Source organism: Chryseobacterium sp. RU33C (assembly GCF_900156015.1).
Classification (GTDB): domain Bacteria; phylum Bacteroidota; class Bacteroidia; order Flavobacteriales; family Weeksellaceae; genus Chryseobacterium; species Chryseobacterium candidae.
In genome coordinates this window covers 1-18,888 of record NZ_FTMT01000038.1, presented here as the reverse complement: position 1 = coordinate 18,888, position 18,888 = coordinate 1, and the positions used below count along the sequence as shown (strand labels likewise).

Below are 18,888 nucleotides of genomic sequence, written 5' to 3'. Positions count from 1 at the left end.
CTGAGAAAAAAGATTTTGAAAAAGCTCTTTTGAGATATATCCTTTATCCCCAAAAACTTTCCCATAAAGCTTTTTAATGAAGCTTTTATATTGCAATGGATTTCTGTCATCTACATTTCCGGCAGTGATCATACAATCTATGATTCCCCCTTTGTCATTGGTAAAAATATGAAGTTTAAAACCATAAAACCATCCCAGAGAACATTGGCCTCTCATAGCAATTCCTTTAAAGGTTTTATGCTGATGAATCCTCCTGTTGTGGCACACCCTCAAAGGTGTACTATCTACAAAACTGATCCCGGTACAATCGGATAGATTCTCACTTTTCAGGAAAATACTCATGGGCATAAAGCTTTGTTTTTTCAGCTCTACCATTCTGTTGTAGCTTACTGTTTTGGGGAAATACTCTTTCATGAATTTTTGCACATACCCCAAATAAAAGGATTTGAACTCTCTATACCCGGAAAGATGGAAAAGGATCTGGATGGTCATCACTTCCGAAACAGACATCGTAAATTTCCTGTTCCTTTTTTTCGTAGAAATCATGGCTTTTTCCCAAACTGGAATAAATTCTTTGCAAAAATCATCAACTTTGCAGAAAATTTCAGTAATTTTATTAGAACAAAACATAGGTGAAGATTTAGTTTAATTATTTGTAAATCAGAACTTTAATTTACTAAATCTTTCGCTTTTTTGCAAATTATTATACTACTTTCATTACATCGAACTCACGTTATTTAGGATTGATGCATATTGAAAGACTGGAAACGAAATTAGCACAACTGATTCCTGAAGAAAAAAATCAGAATGGAGAGTATACTTCCCTGGAAGATTTTATTAAGAGAATTCCTATCGGCATCGAAACATTGCAGATTCTAATCATTATCGAGGCATTCCGCTTTACCAGAAAACAGAAGCATGAACTGCAGATTCAAGCCTTCCTCACAATAGATCCGATACACCCGGTTATGATTATCTTTCCAACCCTCACGCCTGAGAAGAACTTGCAAGCGTTGAATGCCATAACGGACACGAATTAGTGAAAGCTCCTCCAGTCGCAATCTAAGGGCCATATCATCCCTACGATGAGATTGATAGTAATAAACCGTTCGTTCCAGAATTATCAAATCAAAGCTTCTTCTTAATGATACCTTATAATTATCATGTATTTCCGTAGCCGACACACGTTTTTGGGCTGGCTTCAGAATTTTTTTTCAAAACATCCTGTAGAATTTGCTTATCCAAACTCAAATCTGTTACCAGTTTTTGAGCTGGCTGTTTTCTTCTTCCAACTGTCGTAACCTCCGAAGATCAGAAATACCCAATCCTCCATATTTCTTTTTCCAATTATAATAGGTTGCCTCACTGATGCCCATTTTACGACAGGTCTCCTCAACCTTGACATCTGTCTCAGATTGTTTTAAGGCGAAGACAATCAGGCTCTCCGTGAATTTGCTTTTTTTCATAAGATTTTCTTTTTTAAAATTATAATTTTATTGAAAATCTCTACTTTTAAATGTTATGGTTTTATGGGAGAAGGTCACTTAATTATTAACCTTTTTGTTCATACTATCTTTAGGATTTGTATTAATTAAATTTTCTAATTTCTCATCAAATCTAATACATCGTACACCAATTTTAAAATCAAAAAAAAACTCTTTAAATTCACCTCTCTTAGGATACTTTCTTATGATATATAAATAAAGTAAAGGTGTTAGTATAAACACTAATGATAACAATACATTTTTAAATACAGTAAAAAGAAACAACATCAAACATATAACAACTATCATAGCAGTTATTACAGGATAACCAAAGATTATAGGTTTTTTTTCTAAGGATTTCGGAGTTTTATATTCCATGACAAGATTTGTATTTGATCAATCATTAATACTAGAAAATAAGAATCATAGATGCAGCAGTAGAGTAATTTTTTTATTCATATAATTTTTGCCTCATACTGTTGTAATCTTACCAATAATAAGAATTTAAACGAATTTGTCTCCCAAATATCTTCATTTAATTTGTTTACAAAGTCGTTTAAATACAATTGAAGGTACTTTCTTTTAATTTTATGTTAATTTCCAAATAGATTGCTTTAGTTATTATAATATGTACCAATTTGAAAGTTTTTCTGTCTTATTTTTCGTTAAATGAAGCTCAACAAATCACATATATCAACGTATAGTAAAACATGCTTTTATAGGTAAAACGATGCTTTAGTTATTTATAAACCTTTTAATTATTTAATTGATTTCCAAAGAAAGATAGGTTTTTAAAACTTTAGCTTTAAAATATCTGCAAGATTAGTTTTTTATCTCTTTCCAAAAGGGCAGACTCTTTAATCATATTAACATCCTGATTTCCCGATGTGCATTTGCCTATGCAACAAACACTTTTTAAATTTATTTTACCGCATTCACCTTAAAATTTACATAATCTCTAGCAATATTTATTTTTTTGTCTTGCGTTGCCATTGCTTTTCTGAATCTATTAACTATCACCAAATTAGCCACATAAGGTTTACCTCTGAATTTCCTTGGACAAAATGATCTGTAAAACTACAAAGTATCCATCTTCACAAAATAAATATACAAAATTATCTATAATTACTGAAATTCATAATTTAAAAAAAAATACAAATCACGAAACTACAAATGATGATTATATCTAATAAAATTTTAATAAATGTTATTAAATTACATATTTATTTCTTAACAAAAACATCTTTCTGATATCATAAAGTAAAAGATATGGCGTTAACTGAATTTGAATTTAGATTCGGAAAAATTCTTAACAAACCAGGTACATCATATTCATTACTCCAAAATGAATCTCCGTATGCCTTTACATAAATTTTCTCTCCTGGTAGAAATCCTTTAGCCAGCAAATCATTTTTAGTCAATGTAACTTTGTAAGGATTTATCTGACTTGTTAAACATTGGGAATAATAATTATAATTAAGATAACTTACATCTGGATTTTTTGAAAGAAAATAACGGAAGTAACGTTTATCTGCATTGCTCCCAGAAGGGTTGGTCGTAATAGAAAGTATTATATCACTATTAATCAATTGAGCTGTTAAATCAGTAATTTGTGTAGAAGAAATCTGCCCTAACGATGGCGTCGCTGTAATAATTGTTGACGAACCTCCAGCCGGATGTTTAATCCCCAATTTTTTAAATGTCCCAAAGCCAGATTTTTCATATGTAAGAGCAAGATCTCCAAAAGGAACATCTGGCAATACAAAATACCCATTTGAGTCAGTTACTGCAGAAATTACCGGATTACTTCCTACTACCTTTACCGTCATATTCGATTTGTCAATCATTATTGTACTTTCATTATACAGATTAACATATCCACTAACTTTTCCGGAAGGTATTGGTTTTGGCTCAACAACAAAATCTTGATCAGTACTGCATGAAACCATTACTAATACAATAATTACACAATAAGGCAAGAAATTTAATTTCATAATGTTTATTTTTAATATATCGTTTTTTTTTTAGTTTCAATAATTAAATGAGAAATAAAATAGAACGAGCTAAATAATGCGAATACTCATCCATATAATATTTAAAGTTTTAAACTTTAATAGTAACGCTTTGAAACTATCCAGCCATGCATTGGTTTTCTCTATTTTGAATCTTCTTTTATAGAGTTCAGAATCAAAATATTTTTCATACTCCGTATTACCGTTACGTGGATTCTATTGAATGTTGGCAATCATTTCTTTTTTCTCCGGAATATCTCTGCATTTTTTACCGTATAAACCCTAAATCTACATTAATAAAGAATCCTCTATTCTAAATCAGCTAAAAATATCTTTTAATGTTACTTCAATCATCTGATAAATCTGCGCTTACAGATTTTCCCATTGAAAGTCTTTGTCCCTAATTATCACAAAAGAATATACAATTACAGATTTTCGATGATTCTCTTCCCTTATATCCTACTGATTCTTCACCAATTTTACTGCGAGTATTACTTCCATCCAACTAAACACAGGAAAAATCAAATTTTATTTTATTGTTTTTAAGAAGGGAAATCCAAATTCGTTTGAAAGAACTATTCTTAATCCAGTTATTAAAATAATACAAATCAGATGCAACCTATTGCTTGGTTTTAAAAATACTCTTAAATACTAAATTCGCGCTATTGGCAGCTCGTTTTCAACTGCTTAATAATAGGTTGATGATCTTCCCTCAATCAAATTTTGTTGAAAATATCTGTTTTCCTCTGCTCACGTGAGGAATTATCCATTTTTCTAGTTTATCATTTGCTAATGAGTTCCAAATTTTAGTTCTTTTTTTTGCAACACTAAATTGCCAACTGGAAACTCTTTCTTTGAAAAACTTTAAACAGGTTACAAAAATACTTTATAATATATTGTGTCTTATTCCAACATTTTTATTGACACTGTGCTTTTCCTGCTGTGCTTTGGGGGGTAAAGCTGAAGTCTCTCGTATTATATTAGGATTAAGAACGTTTAATGGCTTTGTATACATAGCTAACTCAGATTCATTAGTATTTGCCGAAGATTTGTTTTTGTCCTGTTGTTCAAAATTCCCTTTATCTTTTAATAGACTTTCTTCCATTTGCTCTCTCATAATCTCACGATGTACTTCATCTTTTGTTTCAGAATTCTCTTTAGTGTAGTTATTTTCATCTTTTGTTTTAGCGTAGCTGTCAGCAACTTTTGCCCCTATTGCTGCCCCACCAGCTATGGCAGAAATAGCCATAACAGCTATTCCCAATGGCGGAAAAAGTAATGAAAGTGCAAATCCTGCAACTATTCCGATCGCAGTAGGTTTTAAGGTCTTCTTGATAAATGAACCGCTCTCTCCAATAGAATTGAGAAAACGTAATCCTTTTCCTTCCTTGTTTTTTTCTATTGGAACATCAGTCGCATTTGTATTTTCATTTAAAAAATCAGTATTCTCCTGCAAATGTGTTTGTTCTTCCTCAAAATGTTCGTGTAATTCTTCGGTTTCTTTATAAGGCATGTTTTATATATATTAAAGTTTAGAGAACTAATTGTCTTTTTAGATAATATTTGTAAATTAGCAAGAGTATTTAAAAAGGATCAGTTTTTTATTACCCCCTATCTAGTTAGAGCAAATTTTAATAGCTGACATCAAAAATTACTAAAATATATTAAACTATATATTATCTTTTAATGCTTTAAAAGCCTTTCCAGATGCATTAAAAGCTTTTCCTGGTAAGCCTCTTAGAACAGAACCTGCCTTATTACTGAATTTATTACCTGATTCAGGATTTACCAAAAGATTAGCAAATTGTGGAACTTTTAATATCATAAATATCATAATAACCTGGAAAGCAATAGAAAGAAGAACATTCGTAAATTCTGTATTTCCAACAGGTAAAAGAACTATCATCACTTTCAAAATCATTAATACGGGTTCCCATAGAAGTATCGATAAGAATCCAAAGAACCATGAATTCAGAATTCTTTCATTTGATACAATGAGTGAAAATGGTAAAACAAATATTCCTAAAACATAGTAGATAAATATCATCAATAGTTGCCTCAATAATATATATCCTCCAACAACAGAAGCAATAAAATAAATAATAATATGAAAAAGTTCTAAAAAAGGATTGATCTGCAGAACATCATAGACTCCATTTCCATCTGCTCCTGTTCCCTGCACATGGGTTATAGCAGTCTGAAAGGCTTGCTCAAAATCACCAGGACTCCGCCCTGTCACTTTATAAGCACCATTTTTTACTATCTCTGATAAAATATCTACCGTATCAAATAGTAATAATTTTACCAAAGGAATATATAATGTGATTGCCATAAAAGTGAGAATAGGTCTTAAAAGCGTATCTCGACCAATCTTTTCATCCGGATCAGACATTGCTTTCATTACTTTATACCCTACAAAAACAAAGGTAAATGTAACCGCTATGAGAAAAACATATGGCTTCGACTCGTTAATAAAGAGATCAAATCTGGTTTGAAGAATTGATCTATATTGATTTAATATTTCATCTATTGTCATTTAGCTGTATTTTTAACCATCTATAAATTTTTCATTTTACAAATATTATTATGCATTATTTAATTAAGATTGTATTGATTACCGATAGGGATTGTATATCTTTCTTTATAGACAAAACAGTAGCCCTGATTTTCAAAATCCTTGTTAAAAGCTTTCCAAAAACTGTATAAACCTGACCTAAACCTCCGGAAAGAAGTCCTGATGCCAAATATCCAAAATAATCAGATTGGGCTTCATCTAAATATCTGTCTTCAATAGCCAGATCCTCAGATTTCTTTGCCAGTGAATGTTTAATAAACAATGGATTGTATTTTATGATATTAATAATATTTCTTATATTTTTTATATCTTTTTGGGTATCTTCAATCATAATAAGAGAAGTAGAAGCAAGTACAAGGCTATTTACGCTTTTAATACTTTTCTTGTCATCAATCTCTTTTTCTAGCCTTATAAGCTTTTCCAATAACTTATTTTGTTCATCCTTTAGATAAATTTCTCCCCCTAATCCTGCAATAATTCCAGTTTTGGTTCCTGCAACGGTATAATCATTAATATCATAAGACCAGGTCTGTGCATAAAAAAAACCAAAGCTAAAAAAAAACAAGAGTGTGAATATTGATTTAATATGTTTCATCTTCCAATGTTACTCTAATTACTTTATCTAATGCCTGCTGAATTAAGCGCAGCCGTTCTCCTTCAGGAATATAATTGGTAGTATCGAGATAATTGGTGATGTTTTCTTTCTCTGAATCAAACTTCTTTGAAAATCTTTTTCTAACAATAATATTTGAAACTTTACTACTAGAAAGAGGAGAGGTAGCCACTATCGGATATTTATCTTTTATATAGTCATAACTTGTTTTGGATACAAATTTCAACAGATCATCTTTTTTTGAAGCTAAATTAAATGATATACGGGTAAGCTCCTTATTAGGTTCTATATAAACATCCTTTGTTCTTGCTACAATACTTGTTTTTGCTGTGGCGTATCCTTCCAGTTTTCTATGTGCTGAGACCATATCTTTGTACAGCTCTTTTGACAGAATATCATTGGCTGCCCAAGGTAGAGTAACATTAATTGTTATAAGCTGAGCTTTGGAAAAAATAGATAGTAATAATGATACCGAAAAAAATATCTTAGCTCCGAATGATTTAAAATCAATATTTATAATATTCATGACTTTAAAATTTATATTAAATTAATTATTTAACAGATTGCTGCACAAATTTCCTCTTTAGATTACTTTCTTTTATATTATCATCTACCCTATCAAGTTTCCGATTGATGGCAGACAGCGATGTCCTCAGATTTTCATAGAGGTTAAATTTTTCTCCCAAAATGGTATTAACTTCACTACTTAAGAAATTGGAAGACATATTCTCAATCTGTTTGTCTGCTGAAAGTAAATACATCATGTTCTCCTTCTTTTTGGAATAATACAGGAAAGAAAGTTTTTCATTATACTGCCTAAGCTGACGTGATCTGCCTTTGACATTATTAATAATATCATTTACCGTAGAAAGCCATGCAAAACCACCATAATATTGAAGCCGTTTTCTATACTCTTTTAAGAAATCCTGAGTTCTTTGCTCGGTTGTTTCTTCTCTTCCTTTTAACGCAAGATTAAGCCCAATAGTTACCCCAGAAAGTGTTCCTGAAGGAACGTCTGATATAGGGCCAATAGGGTTATTGGCAACCGGTTGAGAATAAATTTTTATTGAAGCAAATAATAATAGTACTATCAGAAACCTATACATGTGTAATAAATTTATAGTTGAATAAAAAACTAAAATACAATTTCAAGATCCTTGATCATTTGGATGAGAGCCGGACTACTTTGTATCAGAAGTGCCAAAGCGGGTAAAGTCATCACACCAAAAACTTCCTTATCATTTTTAGAATATACCCTTACCAGCTGATCGCGGATTCTATAAATTTCCTGTCTTTCAGACGCCTTTATTTTGGAGGTATCAACATTCTGGAGAGAAAGAAGCACTAATTTATCCAGTGCCAGAGATTGTAAATAATCATTCTTAACATTGGTTATATAAGGAAGCTTTTTAAACTTATTTAATATAACCGGCCCTACACCTAAAGCCCCGGACTTTATAGAATTTGCAATAAAGCTATTTTGCTTATCAAATTTATCTGACTTTTTATAATTCCTTTCTAAAAATTCTTCATCATTCTTAATCATTTCTTTCAGGTAATCATTTTGTATCTTTAGCTGTACTGCTCTTGCACCGGTATGTCCAAGAATTTCTGCAAGCTTTTGTCTTGTATCTGAATCGGTATTATTCAAATGAAAAGCAATATGTACAAACTGAGCTGAAAATAGCTGAAATGTTAAAAAAAACAAAAATGGTAATGCTTTCATAATACTATATTGTTAAAATTTATTAGATGGATAAATATTGATGCTACTTAGGCACAAGGCCTAATTTGTAGAATAGATTACTTTGTTCCGCTTCATATTTCATTTCGTCCAGTTCCTGAATCAGAAAGTTTAAAGTACTCATAAATCCTTCATCCAGCTTTTCTCTGTTTCCGCGGTTAATGTTTATCCCTACCCCTGCTATAAATGCATCTTCCAACATACTATTCGCGTCTTTGATATACTCCAGTTTCTTTCTACACTTACTTTTTTTAACAGGAGTAAGATAAAGGTTGCAAACTTTGGAGTACTTGGTAAAGTTAATAAGGTCTTTTTTAGAAATTGTAGTCCTGGCAAGATTTTCGGCTTCATTGACAGCCGCAATCTGACCCAAATCATACATGCTTTTTTTGGTAGCTTTTTCATAATCCTCAATGGTACTCTTCTCAAGAAGTCTTATGACTAAACCAGGAGGGTCAAAGTAGGGTAGCTGTCCCTTATACTGCAGTGAAAAAAACAGCAATAGCAGAATCAGATATTTCATAACTGAATATGTTAAATAGGTTTATATATATTCCGGAAATAAAAGTTTCTTTCTGGGAATACGGATATTGACACTTCTTCCTCCGGCATATTCACCTACTTCAAGGCTCAATATCTCATCTTCATTCAATGTAAATTTATCAAAGATGAAGGTAAGAACCCTTGTTTCACCCAGTCTAATATTTCGCTGCTCGCCACAGGATTTTACGGGGGTCAGTATTCTTTCCTGATAGACATAATCTTTTTTTGCAGCATTATTATTCTTAAGTTTTGATCTGAAAAGAACCTGGTCTATATCCAGAGTGATTTTAGAGGTATTATAGATTTCCACACGCAAGACAATTTTATTCTGAAAATTTCTGTAATAGATTCCGTTTAAAGTCAGGTTCAATCCATCATTATTATCTTTGATATTTACTGTAGAAGAAGCACTTTCAGATAACATACACAATTCCTGAAGATCTTGTTCTGCCTTCTCTTCCCGTTCAATTTTGTTTATATTTTCCTTTGCAAAATAATCTATCTTAGTAATGGTTTCAATCGCCTTATACGTTGTGATATCCGGATTTCTGTTGTACCTCATATCAATAGAATAATAGCTTCCTTTACCATTAATCACGGTAAGATTCGCCTGCTGGCTCTTTAAGTCCTCCAGCTCTTCACCTGTATGCTTTAATTTGAGAATATTACCAATGGTATCTGCAACGAAATAAGTAGATCCTACATCCACATACTTTATTTTTTCATCAAAAATAATGTGAGTTGTCTTCACATCCGAAACGTCAATGGCCTGGCGCTGAGATAAGGGTTCCAATATTTCCTGGGCGAAAGATCCCTGAGAACAGATAAAAAATAGAATAAATAATACAATGTGTTTTTTCATTTATTTTGAGAATTTAAATCAATAAAATCGTTAATGGCCACAGACATATTTCCTTTAGCTTCATATATCCCCCGGATTACTTTATTTTCATCAGCATTGGAAGAATAACATGCATATCTTTCAGGAGATACTTTTACTTTATATACATTAGACATACTTCCTACTTTAACATATACTTCTCCTTTGTCTGTAGAATAAAGTTTTTGAAGATCAGCTTCACTCAATGATAAATATTTAGAAAACTTATCTTTAGATGCCATTTTCTTTTTATGAGAAAGCATAATCAGAGTATCTGTATTATTCACCATAGCAGGCCCGGCAGCAGTATCTAAAATATCTTCCAGATCCTGAGTAGCAATAGCAACTTCTCCATAAAACTTACGAACGGTTTTATACAAATACTTGATAAACTCCGCCATTTCTCCTTTGGAAATAGGCTTCCAGCACTCGTCTATAAATATTGATTTTTTCACTCCGGGAATCTTCTGAATCTTAGTCATCACCAGATTAATACACAACATGGTAACTAAAGGAAACAATGTAGGATGATCTTTGATATTGTCCATTTCGAATACAATAAAACGCTCATGAATCAGGTTGGCAGGTTCTTCTGCATTGAGTATATCTTTATAATGCCCGTCGTAAAAATCTCTAAGGGAGAGTTTAAAGCTGACCTTATCAAAATAACTTGATTCTTCTTCAACAGCCGAATTTTCCGATATAAACTCATAGAAAGTAGACATGGAAGGAAAAATTTCATTATTAACGATATGCTCGTAATAAAGGTCAAGATAGGTGGACAATATTTGTTTTTCTTCTCTTGAAGCTCCTTCTTCTCCTTTCCATAAGAAAAAGATCAATGAAAGGAGAAAGGTTTTCTTATCTATGTTAATTTCATCTTCATCATAGTAATAGAAAGGATTAAACTGTAGAGGAGAGTTTAAGTCATACGTAAAGTAAACACCTTCTACCAGTTCGCATAGCTTTTTATAAGAGTTTCCAATATCTATCATTACAATATGATGACCCTGCTCATAATACTGACTTGCAATATGATTGATCAAAAATGATTTCCCGGTTCCTGAAGGCCCGAAAATTAATCGGTTTCTGTTCACGATGATTCCTTTTTTAACAGGCTCGTCCCATAAATCAAGACGTAAAGGAGATTCGTTTTTACGGTCACAGAAAAGAATTCCATCTTTATTGCTCTCGTAATAGGACTCAAAATTCAATAATGAAGAGGTTTGCTCGGAGATACCAATAAATTTATGATTCTCTGAAATATAAGCAGATGCCCCAGGGCAATTGTTCATATACAAATCTTTCAAAGCATACTTCACCTGATAGGGTGTAATCCCTAAATCCCTGAAAGCATTTTCCAATAAGTTGACATCATGTTCCAATTTCCTTTGTGAAACATTCCAGACAATTACGCTAAAATGCTGATAAACAAATGTTAACTCCCTTTCCAATACATCTTCTACAAGATCTTCCACCTGAGAATAAGTAACCTGATTTTCTCTTGAAAGTATAGCCATACTTTTAAATTGATTCATCTTGGTCTTAAGGGAAGAAAAAACTTTTTCTGAATCCTCAATAAAAATCACCTGATTGTAGATATGGTTTACATCCAGCCCTGTAGATAACGGCTGTATAAAAGGAATTCTAAAATCAGTCTTGGGTGTAGAATATTCAATACTTTTTATTGTACTATTAATGGTAATAGGAAGTTGATTATTAGAAGATATGGTATACAATTCTGCAAATTTATTTCCTATCTGTAAGTTCTTATCAAAGAACATATCTCTCAGGTTAGTCTCCCCTTCTTTTGAAAGAGACAAATATTTTCCTAAAAGAGTAATAATTTGTTGATTTTTCAACCTTTCTACGGTGAAAAACCCTTCCTTTGTTAAAAATGAAAGACTTGATTCTACGGCCTTGATAAAATCATCTATTGTATCTAAATATTTATCATAATGGCTGGAATTATTAAGTATACTTACTTTACTTTTGGAATCCTTTATTATAGTAAGATAGCACTCATGACTCATTGTTGGTTTTTCATGGAAAAACCTATTATCACTTGCTGATAAAAAATTAGGGCTGTCTGATACATGCTCTTTGATAGAGTCTACAAAAAACAAATCCTGTTTTTGCAAGATTGTTCCGGCAGGTAAAGATCTGATTACTTTATCAAAAATAACACTAATTTGCTCAATCTGCTCGCTATCAAGCGAATATATCTGAGGAAGCATCACCTTATATACTAAGCTAACATCTCCCTTTTTACTGATTAACAAATCATCATCTACCGCCAATATGTTAAAAGTTGTTTTGATATCTATATCTTTCATAATCTTAGGAAATAATAATTAAATTATTTGAGAGTGTTCTAATTAAAACCAGTGCCATTATTGGAGGACTTTATATTGATCCACAATTGGTATTTTTTAGGTAAAAACACTCTCTTTTTCTCAAAAACTTCTTTGCTTATTTCTTTTCCTGCTGATAAAATGGCAAGGTTTCTCGCCTCTTTTAAATCGACCCCGGTATTGGTACCACCACCCAAAACAGAGCCGCCGGCATTTGTTCCTCTTTGAATGGCATAATCAAAGACATCTTGCGATATTGTTGATGGAATTTTCAGCCAGGAATGATTATTCATATGAATACCTTCTCTTCCATCATAGTCATAAACTCTAAAGTTTAACAGATATAGCACATTATCTTTTTTATAACTTTCAATATCAATACTGATCCGGTCTTCCTTTAGAGATATCCTTCCATAAACAATTGTATTCTTAGGAATTACCAGCCCGCCCGGCACATCTGTAAGCCTCATATCTTCTTTTATTCTGATAGGAATAATATTTTTATCTAATATTCTCTTCTGTTCTATGGTTTCAGAAGGAATCAGCTGTAAAATCTTCTTATTACTTCCCCCTGTTGTTCCCTGGAAAAAATTCTTTTGATTACGAGTTTCATTTGTAATTAAATCCTTTTTACTTTCCTTGGTTTTTAAAGTATCCTTTGAATCCGGAGAATTACGAGAGGCTGCTCCTTCCGTTAATCCCGAACGGATCTTATCCTGAAGCTCAAATATTTTGCTCAGACTATTTTCAGAACCAGAATCATAACTGGAACTAGGAGGGTAACCTTTCTGTTGTGAAGAAAGTCTCGATAAAGCCTTCATATAACGCTCCTGCCTTTTGGCATAGTCATTTTCTTCAGTTCTACTATCAAAGTTCTGCAGTTGTCCCTGTGATAATTTTTCATCTTCAGGAATTCCGGTATCTTTACTATACTCATCATCTTTCGAAAAATACTTCTTTAAATCCCTTTCATCCTGATTATAAATTTCTAATTTTGACTTTTCTTCAAGCTGTTTCTCATCAACATTAGGAGTTACAATCAATTTATCGTCGGACTCTTTCGTTTTTGGGAACAGTATCAGACTCATAATCAAAGTAAGAATACCTAAAGCAGCCACGAAAACGACCCCAATAATAATTTTCTTTTTTTTGTCCAGATTTGCAAACATATCTTATAAACTATTTTTACACATAATATTTAGGAACAATAGAGGATCAATTCTTTTACCTTCAACTATTATTTCATAATGTAGATGAGGCCCAGTAGAATGTCCTGTATTTCCACTTAATCCTATCAACTGCCCAGGCGTTACATATTCACCCTTTCCAACAAATAAAGACATTAAATGTCCATATCTGGTTCTAAAACCTCCCTGGTTATCAATTAAAATGGTATTTCCAAATCCCCTTTCGTACTTTGAGCTTAATACAATACCGTAGTAGGTTGAAAATACAGCCGTTCCTGTAGGTACAGAAAAATCAACACCCTGATGTTTTTTAAGTACTCCATCAATAGGATGCTTTCTATAGCCATAGTGTGATGAGACAATTTTGTTATAGGATTCAACAGGAGGTATTATTGTTTGTGATTTAAATCTCTGATAAGGAAAGATTATAAAAAAAATAAAACATACAGGAAGTATCCTATTTCTTTTAATAAGCCAGACATTCATAATAAGTTACGATCATTTTACATTTTTTTCAGTTACAAATAATTAATTCTATTTATTATTTAAATCTAACACTTGCTTACTAGTCATATCAGCTTCTTCCTCTTGGGAAATTCTATACAATTCGTTTTCAATAAGAATATCTACCTCTTTAACAATTCTTTCAAAATTTCCGTTTAAAACCTCATTGATCATTTCTCCTTCTATAATTGTTGGTATATCCTTCTTTATCTGATCAGTACGCTTCTCTACTTTTATTTTCCCTCTGAAAATCTTTCTGTTAATTTCTTCTCCGAAATTATCGGCAACCACCCCTACAAATTCTCCCTGAGAAAGCTGAGATATTATGGAAACCGGAATTGCATACTCTAAATTCTCATTAATGGAATATGAGTTATTGGTATCAATAGTTACATTTTTTAATATTTGCTTTTTCTTTCCAAATATTTCCTGAAGCTTATTTGCTGTCTCACTTCTTACTGAGCCACTAAAAACATTACCTACGATATTAAATATTGTTTCAGCTACTTTATCACCATAATCACGCTTCAGCTGTTCAAGGTCCTGCATTCCAATGGTTGTAGAAACTTTGTTGGATCTGGCAGTTGCAATCAGGTTATCCAGCCCCATAAAATACATGGTTGGCAACTCATCCAATATGACTGAACAAGGCTGTCTTCCCTGCTGATTAATTTCTTTAAGAAGTTGGGTAACTACAAGTCCTAAAGCAGGAGAATTAGTTGTTTGGGTACTTGGTGAGTTGGCAATAATTAATATGCATGGACTTTCGGAATTATTGATACTTAATGAAATATTCTCTTCAGGAAATACATTATTGCCCATTACCCAAAACAATTCCTTTGTTGCCAACTGAGACAGAGGTATTCTTGCAGATGCTGTCTGACCAGAAAGCTGCTCGTAAGCCTGCTTGGCTAAAGCATCTGCAAAGGGAGTCATAAAGAACCTTAGTTCAGAGTATTTCCCAAAAACTTTAAATACTTTTTCATCCGGCAGAGAAGCTAAAGATATGGCATGGGGGAGCGTACAAAACTTCCCGTCTTCATAAATTCTCAGGAAATAAATACAGGCAGCGAAATAAGAAATAGCAGACTGAGCGAAGAAGTCTTTTTCAGTAATCCATTCTTTATTCAAATTAAATAAGATGGTTTGTGATGCTTCGATGGCATCTGCTGCTTTCCGAATCAACTGAGGATCCAGAGGATTCACAAAATTAGATTTCTCCAAATCATCTAAAGAAACCACACAAAAACGCGGCTCAATTTTGTATTTCCCTTTATAGTATTCATAAAAAGCAAATGTTTCTTTGGCCAGTGCAGGAAATTTGAAATCATACACCATCATCGAAAACTGCTTTTGAATATGCTGCCGGATATACTCTTCAACCACCGAGTAGGACTTCCCCGATCCCGGAGTACCCAAAACCATAGTACCTCTAAAGGGATTCACCACATTAATCACCCCATTTTCTGTCTTAAAATTTACAGAATAAGGATTGGTCTTAACTGCCTTCTCTTGCTCAAAGATTTGATTTTTATCATTAAACTCATCCTTCTTATCATAAAAGTTGAAGTATTTTCTGATTTTTAAAAAACCAACGATATAAATAATATAAGAAACAAAAGATATGATCGTATAAGATATGATCTCAATCTTCAAAACCGATACAATTAAGAAAATAACAAGAGATGACCCTGATACTATAATATACCTCATTAAAGAAGAATCTTCTCTTACTTCTCTTTTAACTTCAAAACCAAAGCAACAAAAGGTAACAATGGCAAGACTTAAAGCTCTTAATGCGAAAGGACTCTTAATTAATGCAAAAGTTTTAAACAACTTTATGATGAATATATTAATATATTCGTTACTTAAGTTTCTCTGAGCTACGTAACTATATTTGGAATAATAAATATCTACTAAAACCAATAGTATACTTATTAAAAAAGAAAATATAATTAAAATATCTAAGGAATATTTATCATTTTTCATTATACATAAATTATAACAGAATCCCGTTATTGAAATTCCAGATTATTTACAATACTTAACTATCAAAAAGAGTTTAACTAGTATATTGTATCAGTTTTCACTCTGTATTAGAGTGACTTTCCTCTTGTCTACTATTACCGGCATCCTGGGCTGAAGCATTTTCAAACCCTTCACTTTTGAATAGATAATTTTCAATAAGTAAACCATGAGGATTATTTTCAGTTCTTGCTACATTATATACATCAAATGAAGCAAAGAAAAGGTTTTTTGAACTCACGTTCTGATCAACCCTGGAGACATTGAGTTTTCCATAAACAAATGCTTGATAAGGATATACTTTATCATTAACTTTTATAGAATCTATATCTAGTTTTTGAACCAGATTTTGAGATTGTATTCTTGCAAAATGTCCGTTTGCTTTAAGAGATAAATACAATTGCTTTCCAGAGTTCCCTATTAGATAGAGAGCCTCATTGATATTATTATCATAACTAAATTGATCATATCCAAAAAATAATCTATGAAACACTTTAATGTGATTTTTAATCTCAGGCAGTCTGTAATTTTCATAGTCTTTATCATTATTCATAGAGTTTGCAATGGCCGCCTGTCCTTTTTCAGTGATAACATATATCTTTTTAGTAAAAACCTTACTCACATACACCGCCCAGACTGAACTGGAAACGATAGCTATTAGTGTAATAAAAAAGTTGAGAAATAATGCTTTTTTAACTAAAGAATAAGTAGAAGGAATCTCACGTAATTTTTTTAAATCCATTGTTTTTTAAATATTGAAAATGATGGTACAGATAACATAAAAGTATTCTATCTGATTCTTATAACCTTAAAAGAAGCTTTTCTACAATTTTCACATAAGGGATATTGATTTTCATCGTTATTTTCTGATATAGGAGCAATATTAGCCAATTTAACGTTTTGCCTACTTTTACAATTTGCACACTCAACACCATTGGTATCTAACAGGTTAAATTTTGTTATTAATATGTTTTTTTTAAACTTTATTGATGCTAAATCCAAATCTTCTTTGATATTTAAAGTTTTATGAAAGAATTTTAACTTCCACATATTCAGAAATTTTTAATATTTTACTGTAAGAAGCATTTTTTTGTATCCGGGTTACAAAGCCTGATTTATTTTCTGTAAAATGCTTTGTAAGGATTATTTTTTACCAAAAGCATATAATGGTATTTTCATAACATTTTAGCTTTTCTAAAAAAATATAATTATGTGCTTGGCTTCACTGAGCCAAACTGAATTAGAACTAATTTTATGGTCATTTACCACATTATGAACTTTAATTCCGCTTTTCGTTTTGCCTGTTTTTAGATTTCTTTTAACTCTTTCTAAAATATCTTTAAACAAACTGATTGTTGCGCTATTAAAAATCTTTACTTGTTTTTTTATCACTTCTTTAATTGGGCTGTTCGATAAAAATCTCCATAATTTTAAGTAACACGCGGTAGATATAAAAAAACTCGTTTCTATTAGCGTCAGACAAAACACTTATCTTTGGAATACGATTCAATTGAAAACTCGCCGTTTTCGACATAAACCAAGCATTGCTTATGATATTTTCTGAATTGATGTATATACTTTGGAAAAGAACAAAACATATTTATCAAAGGATTTTCTTTATTCTTTCATTAAAAAGTTTAAACAGATTTACTATTTACAATACCTAAATTCTAGAGAAATACATGAGTAATAACATCAACCAAACCAAAAATACCTAAACCAATAACAAAACGGATAAAATTCTTTTGAGCCTGTTCACTTCCCTGCATATATTGAATAAATATCAGAAAAGCACCAACAATTGCAAAAGCCGTAACTCCCGCATTCAATGATGTTTTAAGAATAGCAGTCCATCCAGTAATTTTCGTTTCAATTGTTCCCCCGCCTCCCGCTTGAGAATACAATAGATTACTTAATACAAACAATAATGCAACTAAATTCTTTTTCTTAAATTTTAAATTTTTCATTTTATATTTTAAAGTTAAATTTTATCAAAAATCTTATATATTAATTTCTTAATTTTCTGCAATAACAACTTTTATTTTTTGGTTTTGATCTACTAATGAATCTAATTATAATGACTTTTCTTTGTTAATATTGCCAAGGTTAAATAGTAAAAATTGCTATACTTTCATAAAACTGATATTATAATAATTTTTTTATGAGTAAGAACATTAAATTACTCTGCAAATATAAAATAAATTTTTCTAAAAAAAAAAAAAAAAAAAAATTAAATGATTGATTTTTAGATACTTATCCCAACTTGTGAATTATTATTATGGAATTTCCTGAGAAAATAAGTTTTCACTTGTATACTCATCCATATAATATTTAAGGATCAGTCTCAAAAGTTGATGGGAATATTTAGTCAGTATATCTTTGTATAATGGTAAGCTATCACAAACTTAATAAATTATTACTTCCGGAATTTTTAATTGAACACTTTGATATTCTCAAAGCACAAACCATCAACCTGAAATTCATATTTATTTTGAAGAAAAAAGTAGCATTCACGATGAATTCAAAGAAAGACTAATGAAATCTAAATGCTTTTTACCTTAAATGAAAAGCGTATTGCAAAAAAATGCTTTTCAGGTGCAGTACAGGAGATTGACCGTTTTCATATTCAGAAGTTGGCCATCGAAGCAGTTCAGGAAATCAGGGATCAAGCGCAAAAGTTGGGGGGAATATTAAGTAGCTTTATCTTTGCCTAATGTTAAGCGATCACGAACTTCTTAAATTATTACTTCCGGAATTCTTAGTTCAGCACTTTGATATCCTCAAAGCAGAACCTCATGATGCAGAACTTCATATCTATTTTGAAGAAAAAAACAGCATTCCCCATGAATTCAAAGAAAGACTACTGGAATCGAAGGGCTTTTTACCTGAAATTATTGTAGATGATTATCCATTACGGGGTAAAATCGTAAAACTCCATGTGAAAAGAAGAAGATGGACTGATAAATC

At 31.5% G+C, this 18,888-nt stretch carries 20 protein-coding genes and 3 pseudogenes; 3 read left to right on the top strand and 20 right to left on the bottom strand.

What is annotated here, in order from left to right; genetic code table 11:
• Positions 1-546: IS982 family transposase (locus BW946_RS20690; protein ID WP_170872119.1), on the bottom strand; the 546-nt coding region annotated here is incomplete at its 3' end.
• Positions 547-746: 200 nt separating this feature from the next.
• Between BW946_RS20690 and BW946_RS21930 the strand changes: the two are divergent.
• Positions 747-911: pseudogene (locus tag BW946_RS21930) on the top strand (hypothetical protein); the annotation flags it as partial.
• Between the two features lie 12 nt (positions 912-923).
• On the opposite strand, the pseudogene BW946_RS21925 reads toward BW946_RS21930, so the two are convergent.
• The 19 genes and pseudogenes from BW946_RS21925 to BW946_RS20580 form a co-directional block, all read right to left on the bottom strand.
• Positions 924-1,040, bottom strand: a pseudogene (locus BW946_RS21925) (IS3 family transposase); the annotation flags it as partial.
• Between the two features lie 146 nt (positions 1,041-1,186).
• A pseudogene (locus tag BW946_RS20675) lies at positions 1,187-1,466 on the bottom strand (transposase); the annotation flags it as partial.
• 78 nt (positions 1,467-1,544) lie between these two features.
• Positions 1,545-1,862 carry a hypothetical protein gene (locus tag BW946_RS20670; RefSeq protein ID WP_076597977.1) on the bottom strand — a complete coding sequence of 106 codons (318 nt, stop codon included), beginning with the start codon at positions 1,860-1,862 and terminating at the stop codon, positions 1,545-1,547.
• An 875-nt stretch (positions 1,863-2,737) separates the two neighbouring features.
• Entirely contained in the window at positions 2,738-3,478 is a 741-nt protein-coding gene (locus tag BW946_RS20665; protein ID WP_076597976.1) for a carboxypeptidase-like regulatory domain-containing protein, read from the bottom strand.
• A gap of 904 nt (positions 3,479-4,382) precedes the next feature.
• On the bottom strand, positions 4,383-5,009 hold the full coding sequence (locus BW946_RS20655; protein WP_076597975.1) for a hypothetical protein: 627 nt from the start codon (positions 5,007-5,009) through the stop codon (positions 4,383-4,385).
• A 156-nt stretch (positions 5,010-5,165) separates the two neighbouring features.
• Positions 5,166-6,032 carry a hypothetical protein gene (locus BW946_RS20650; protein ID WP_076597974.1) on the bottom strand — a complete coding sequence of 289 codons (867 nt, stop codon included), beginning with the start codon at positions 6,030-6,032 and terminating at the stop codon, positions 5,166-5,168.
• A 55-nt stretch (positions 6,033-6,087) separates the two neighbouring features.
• Positions 6,088-6,666, bottom strand: a complete 579-nt coding sequence (locus BW946_RS20645) for a hypothetical protein (RefSeq protein WP_076597973.1) — start codon at positions 6,664-6,666, stop codon at positions 6,088-6,090.
• Positions 6,653-7,210 (bottom strand): hypothetical protein, encoded by a 558-nt coding sequence (locus BW946_RS20640; protein WP_076597972.1) that lies wholly within the window; start codon positions 7,208-7,210, stop codon positions 6,653-6,655. Before BW946_RS20640 ends, BW946_RS20645 begins: the two co-directional genes overlap by 14 nt.
• Positions 7,211-7,235: 25 nt before the next feature.
• A complete protein-coding gene (locus tag BW946_RS20635; RefSeq protein WP_076597971.1) occupies positions 7,236-7,790 on the bottom strand; it encodes a hypothetical protein in 555 nt (184 codons plus the stop codon).
• Positions 7,791-7,819: 29 nt separating this feature from the next.
• A complete protein-coding gene (locus BW946_RS20630) occupies positions 7,820-8,410 on the bottom strand; it encodes a hypothetical protein (protein ID WP_076597970.1) in 591 nt (196 codons plus the stop codon).
• 43 nt (positions 8,411-8,453) lie between these two features.
• The gene (locus BW946_RS20625; RefSeq protein ID WP_076597969.1) at positions 8,454-8,951 is read right to left on the bottom strand and encodes a hypothetical protein; all 498 of its coding nucleotides are present in this window, start codon (positions 8,949-8,951) and stop codon (positions 8,454-8,456) included.
• A 21-nt stretch (positions 8,952-8,972) separates the two neighbouring features.
• Positions 8,973-9,833, bottom strand: coding sequence for a DUF4138 domain-containing protein (locus BW946_RS20620; protein ID WP_076597968.1), 861 nt, complete (start codon positions 9,831-9,833; stop codon positions 8,973-8,975).
• Positions 9,830-12,187, bottom strand: coding sequence for a TraG family conjugative transposon ATPase (locus BW946_RS20615; protein ID WP_076597967.1), 2,358 nt, complete (start codon positions 12,185-12,187; stop codon positions 9,830-9,832). Before BW946_RS20615 ends, BW946_RS20620 begins: the two co-directional genes overlap by 4 nt.
• 38 nt (positions 12,188-12,225) lie before the next feature.
• Positions 12,226-13,374, bottom strand: a complete 1,149-nt coding sequence (gene traM / locus BW946_RS20610) for a conjugative transposon protein TraM (RefSeq protein ID WP_076597966.1) — start codon at positions 13,372-13,374, stop codon at positions 12,226-12,228.
• Between the two features lie 3 nt (positions 13,375-13,377).
• Positions 13,378-13,878 carry a M23 family metallopeptidase gene (locus BW946_RS20605; RefSeq protein WP_076597965.1) on the bottom strand — a complete coding sequence of 167 codons (501 nt, stop codon included), beginning with the start codon at positions 13,876-13,878 and terminating at the stop codon, positions 13,378-13,380.
• Between the two features lie 48 nt (positions 13,879-13,926).
• Entirely contained in the window at positions 13,927-15,885 is a 1,959-nt protein-coding gene (locus tag BW946_RS20600; protein WP_076597964.1) for a TraM recognition domain-containing protein, read from the bottom strand.
• A gap of 97 nt (positions 15,886-15,982) precedes the next feature.
• Positions 15,983-16,663 (bottom strand): hypothetical protein, encoded by a 681-nt coding sequence (locus BW946_RS20595; protein ID WP_076597963.1) that lies wholly within the window; start codon positions 16,661-16,663, stop codon positions 15,983-15,985.
• 47 nt (positions 16,664-16,710) lie between these two features.
• Complete coding sequence (locus tag BW946_RS20590) at positions 16,711-16,971, bottom strand: hypothetical protein (RefSeq protein WP_076597962.1); 261 nt, start codon at positions 16,969-16,971, stop codon at positions 16,711-16,713.
• Between the two features lie 620 nt (positions 16,972-17,591).
• Positions 17,592-17,888, bottom strand: a complete 297-nt coding sequence (locus BW946_RS20580) for a hypothetical protein (protein WP_076597960.1) — start codon at positions 17,886-17,888, stop codon at positions 17,592-17,594.
• A gap of 579 nt (positions 17,889-18,467) precedes the next feature.
• On the opposite strand from BW946_RS20580, the gene BW946_RS21275 reads away from it, so the two are divergent.
• Both BW946_RS21275 and BW946_RS20570 read left to right on the top strand, forming a co-directional pair.
• Entirely contained in the window at positions 18,468-18,635 is a 168-nt protein-coding gene (locus BW946_RS21275; protein ID WP_228402677.1) for a transposase, read from the top strand.
• On the top strand, positions 18,635-18,888 hold a 254-nt coding region (locus BW946_RS20570), incomplete at its 3' end, for an ISAon1 family transposase N-terminal region protein (protein WP_076597959.1). The genes BW946_RS21275 and BW946_RS20570, both read left to right, overlap by 1 nt.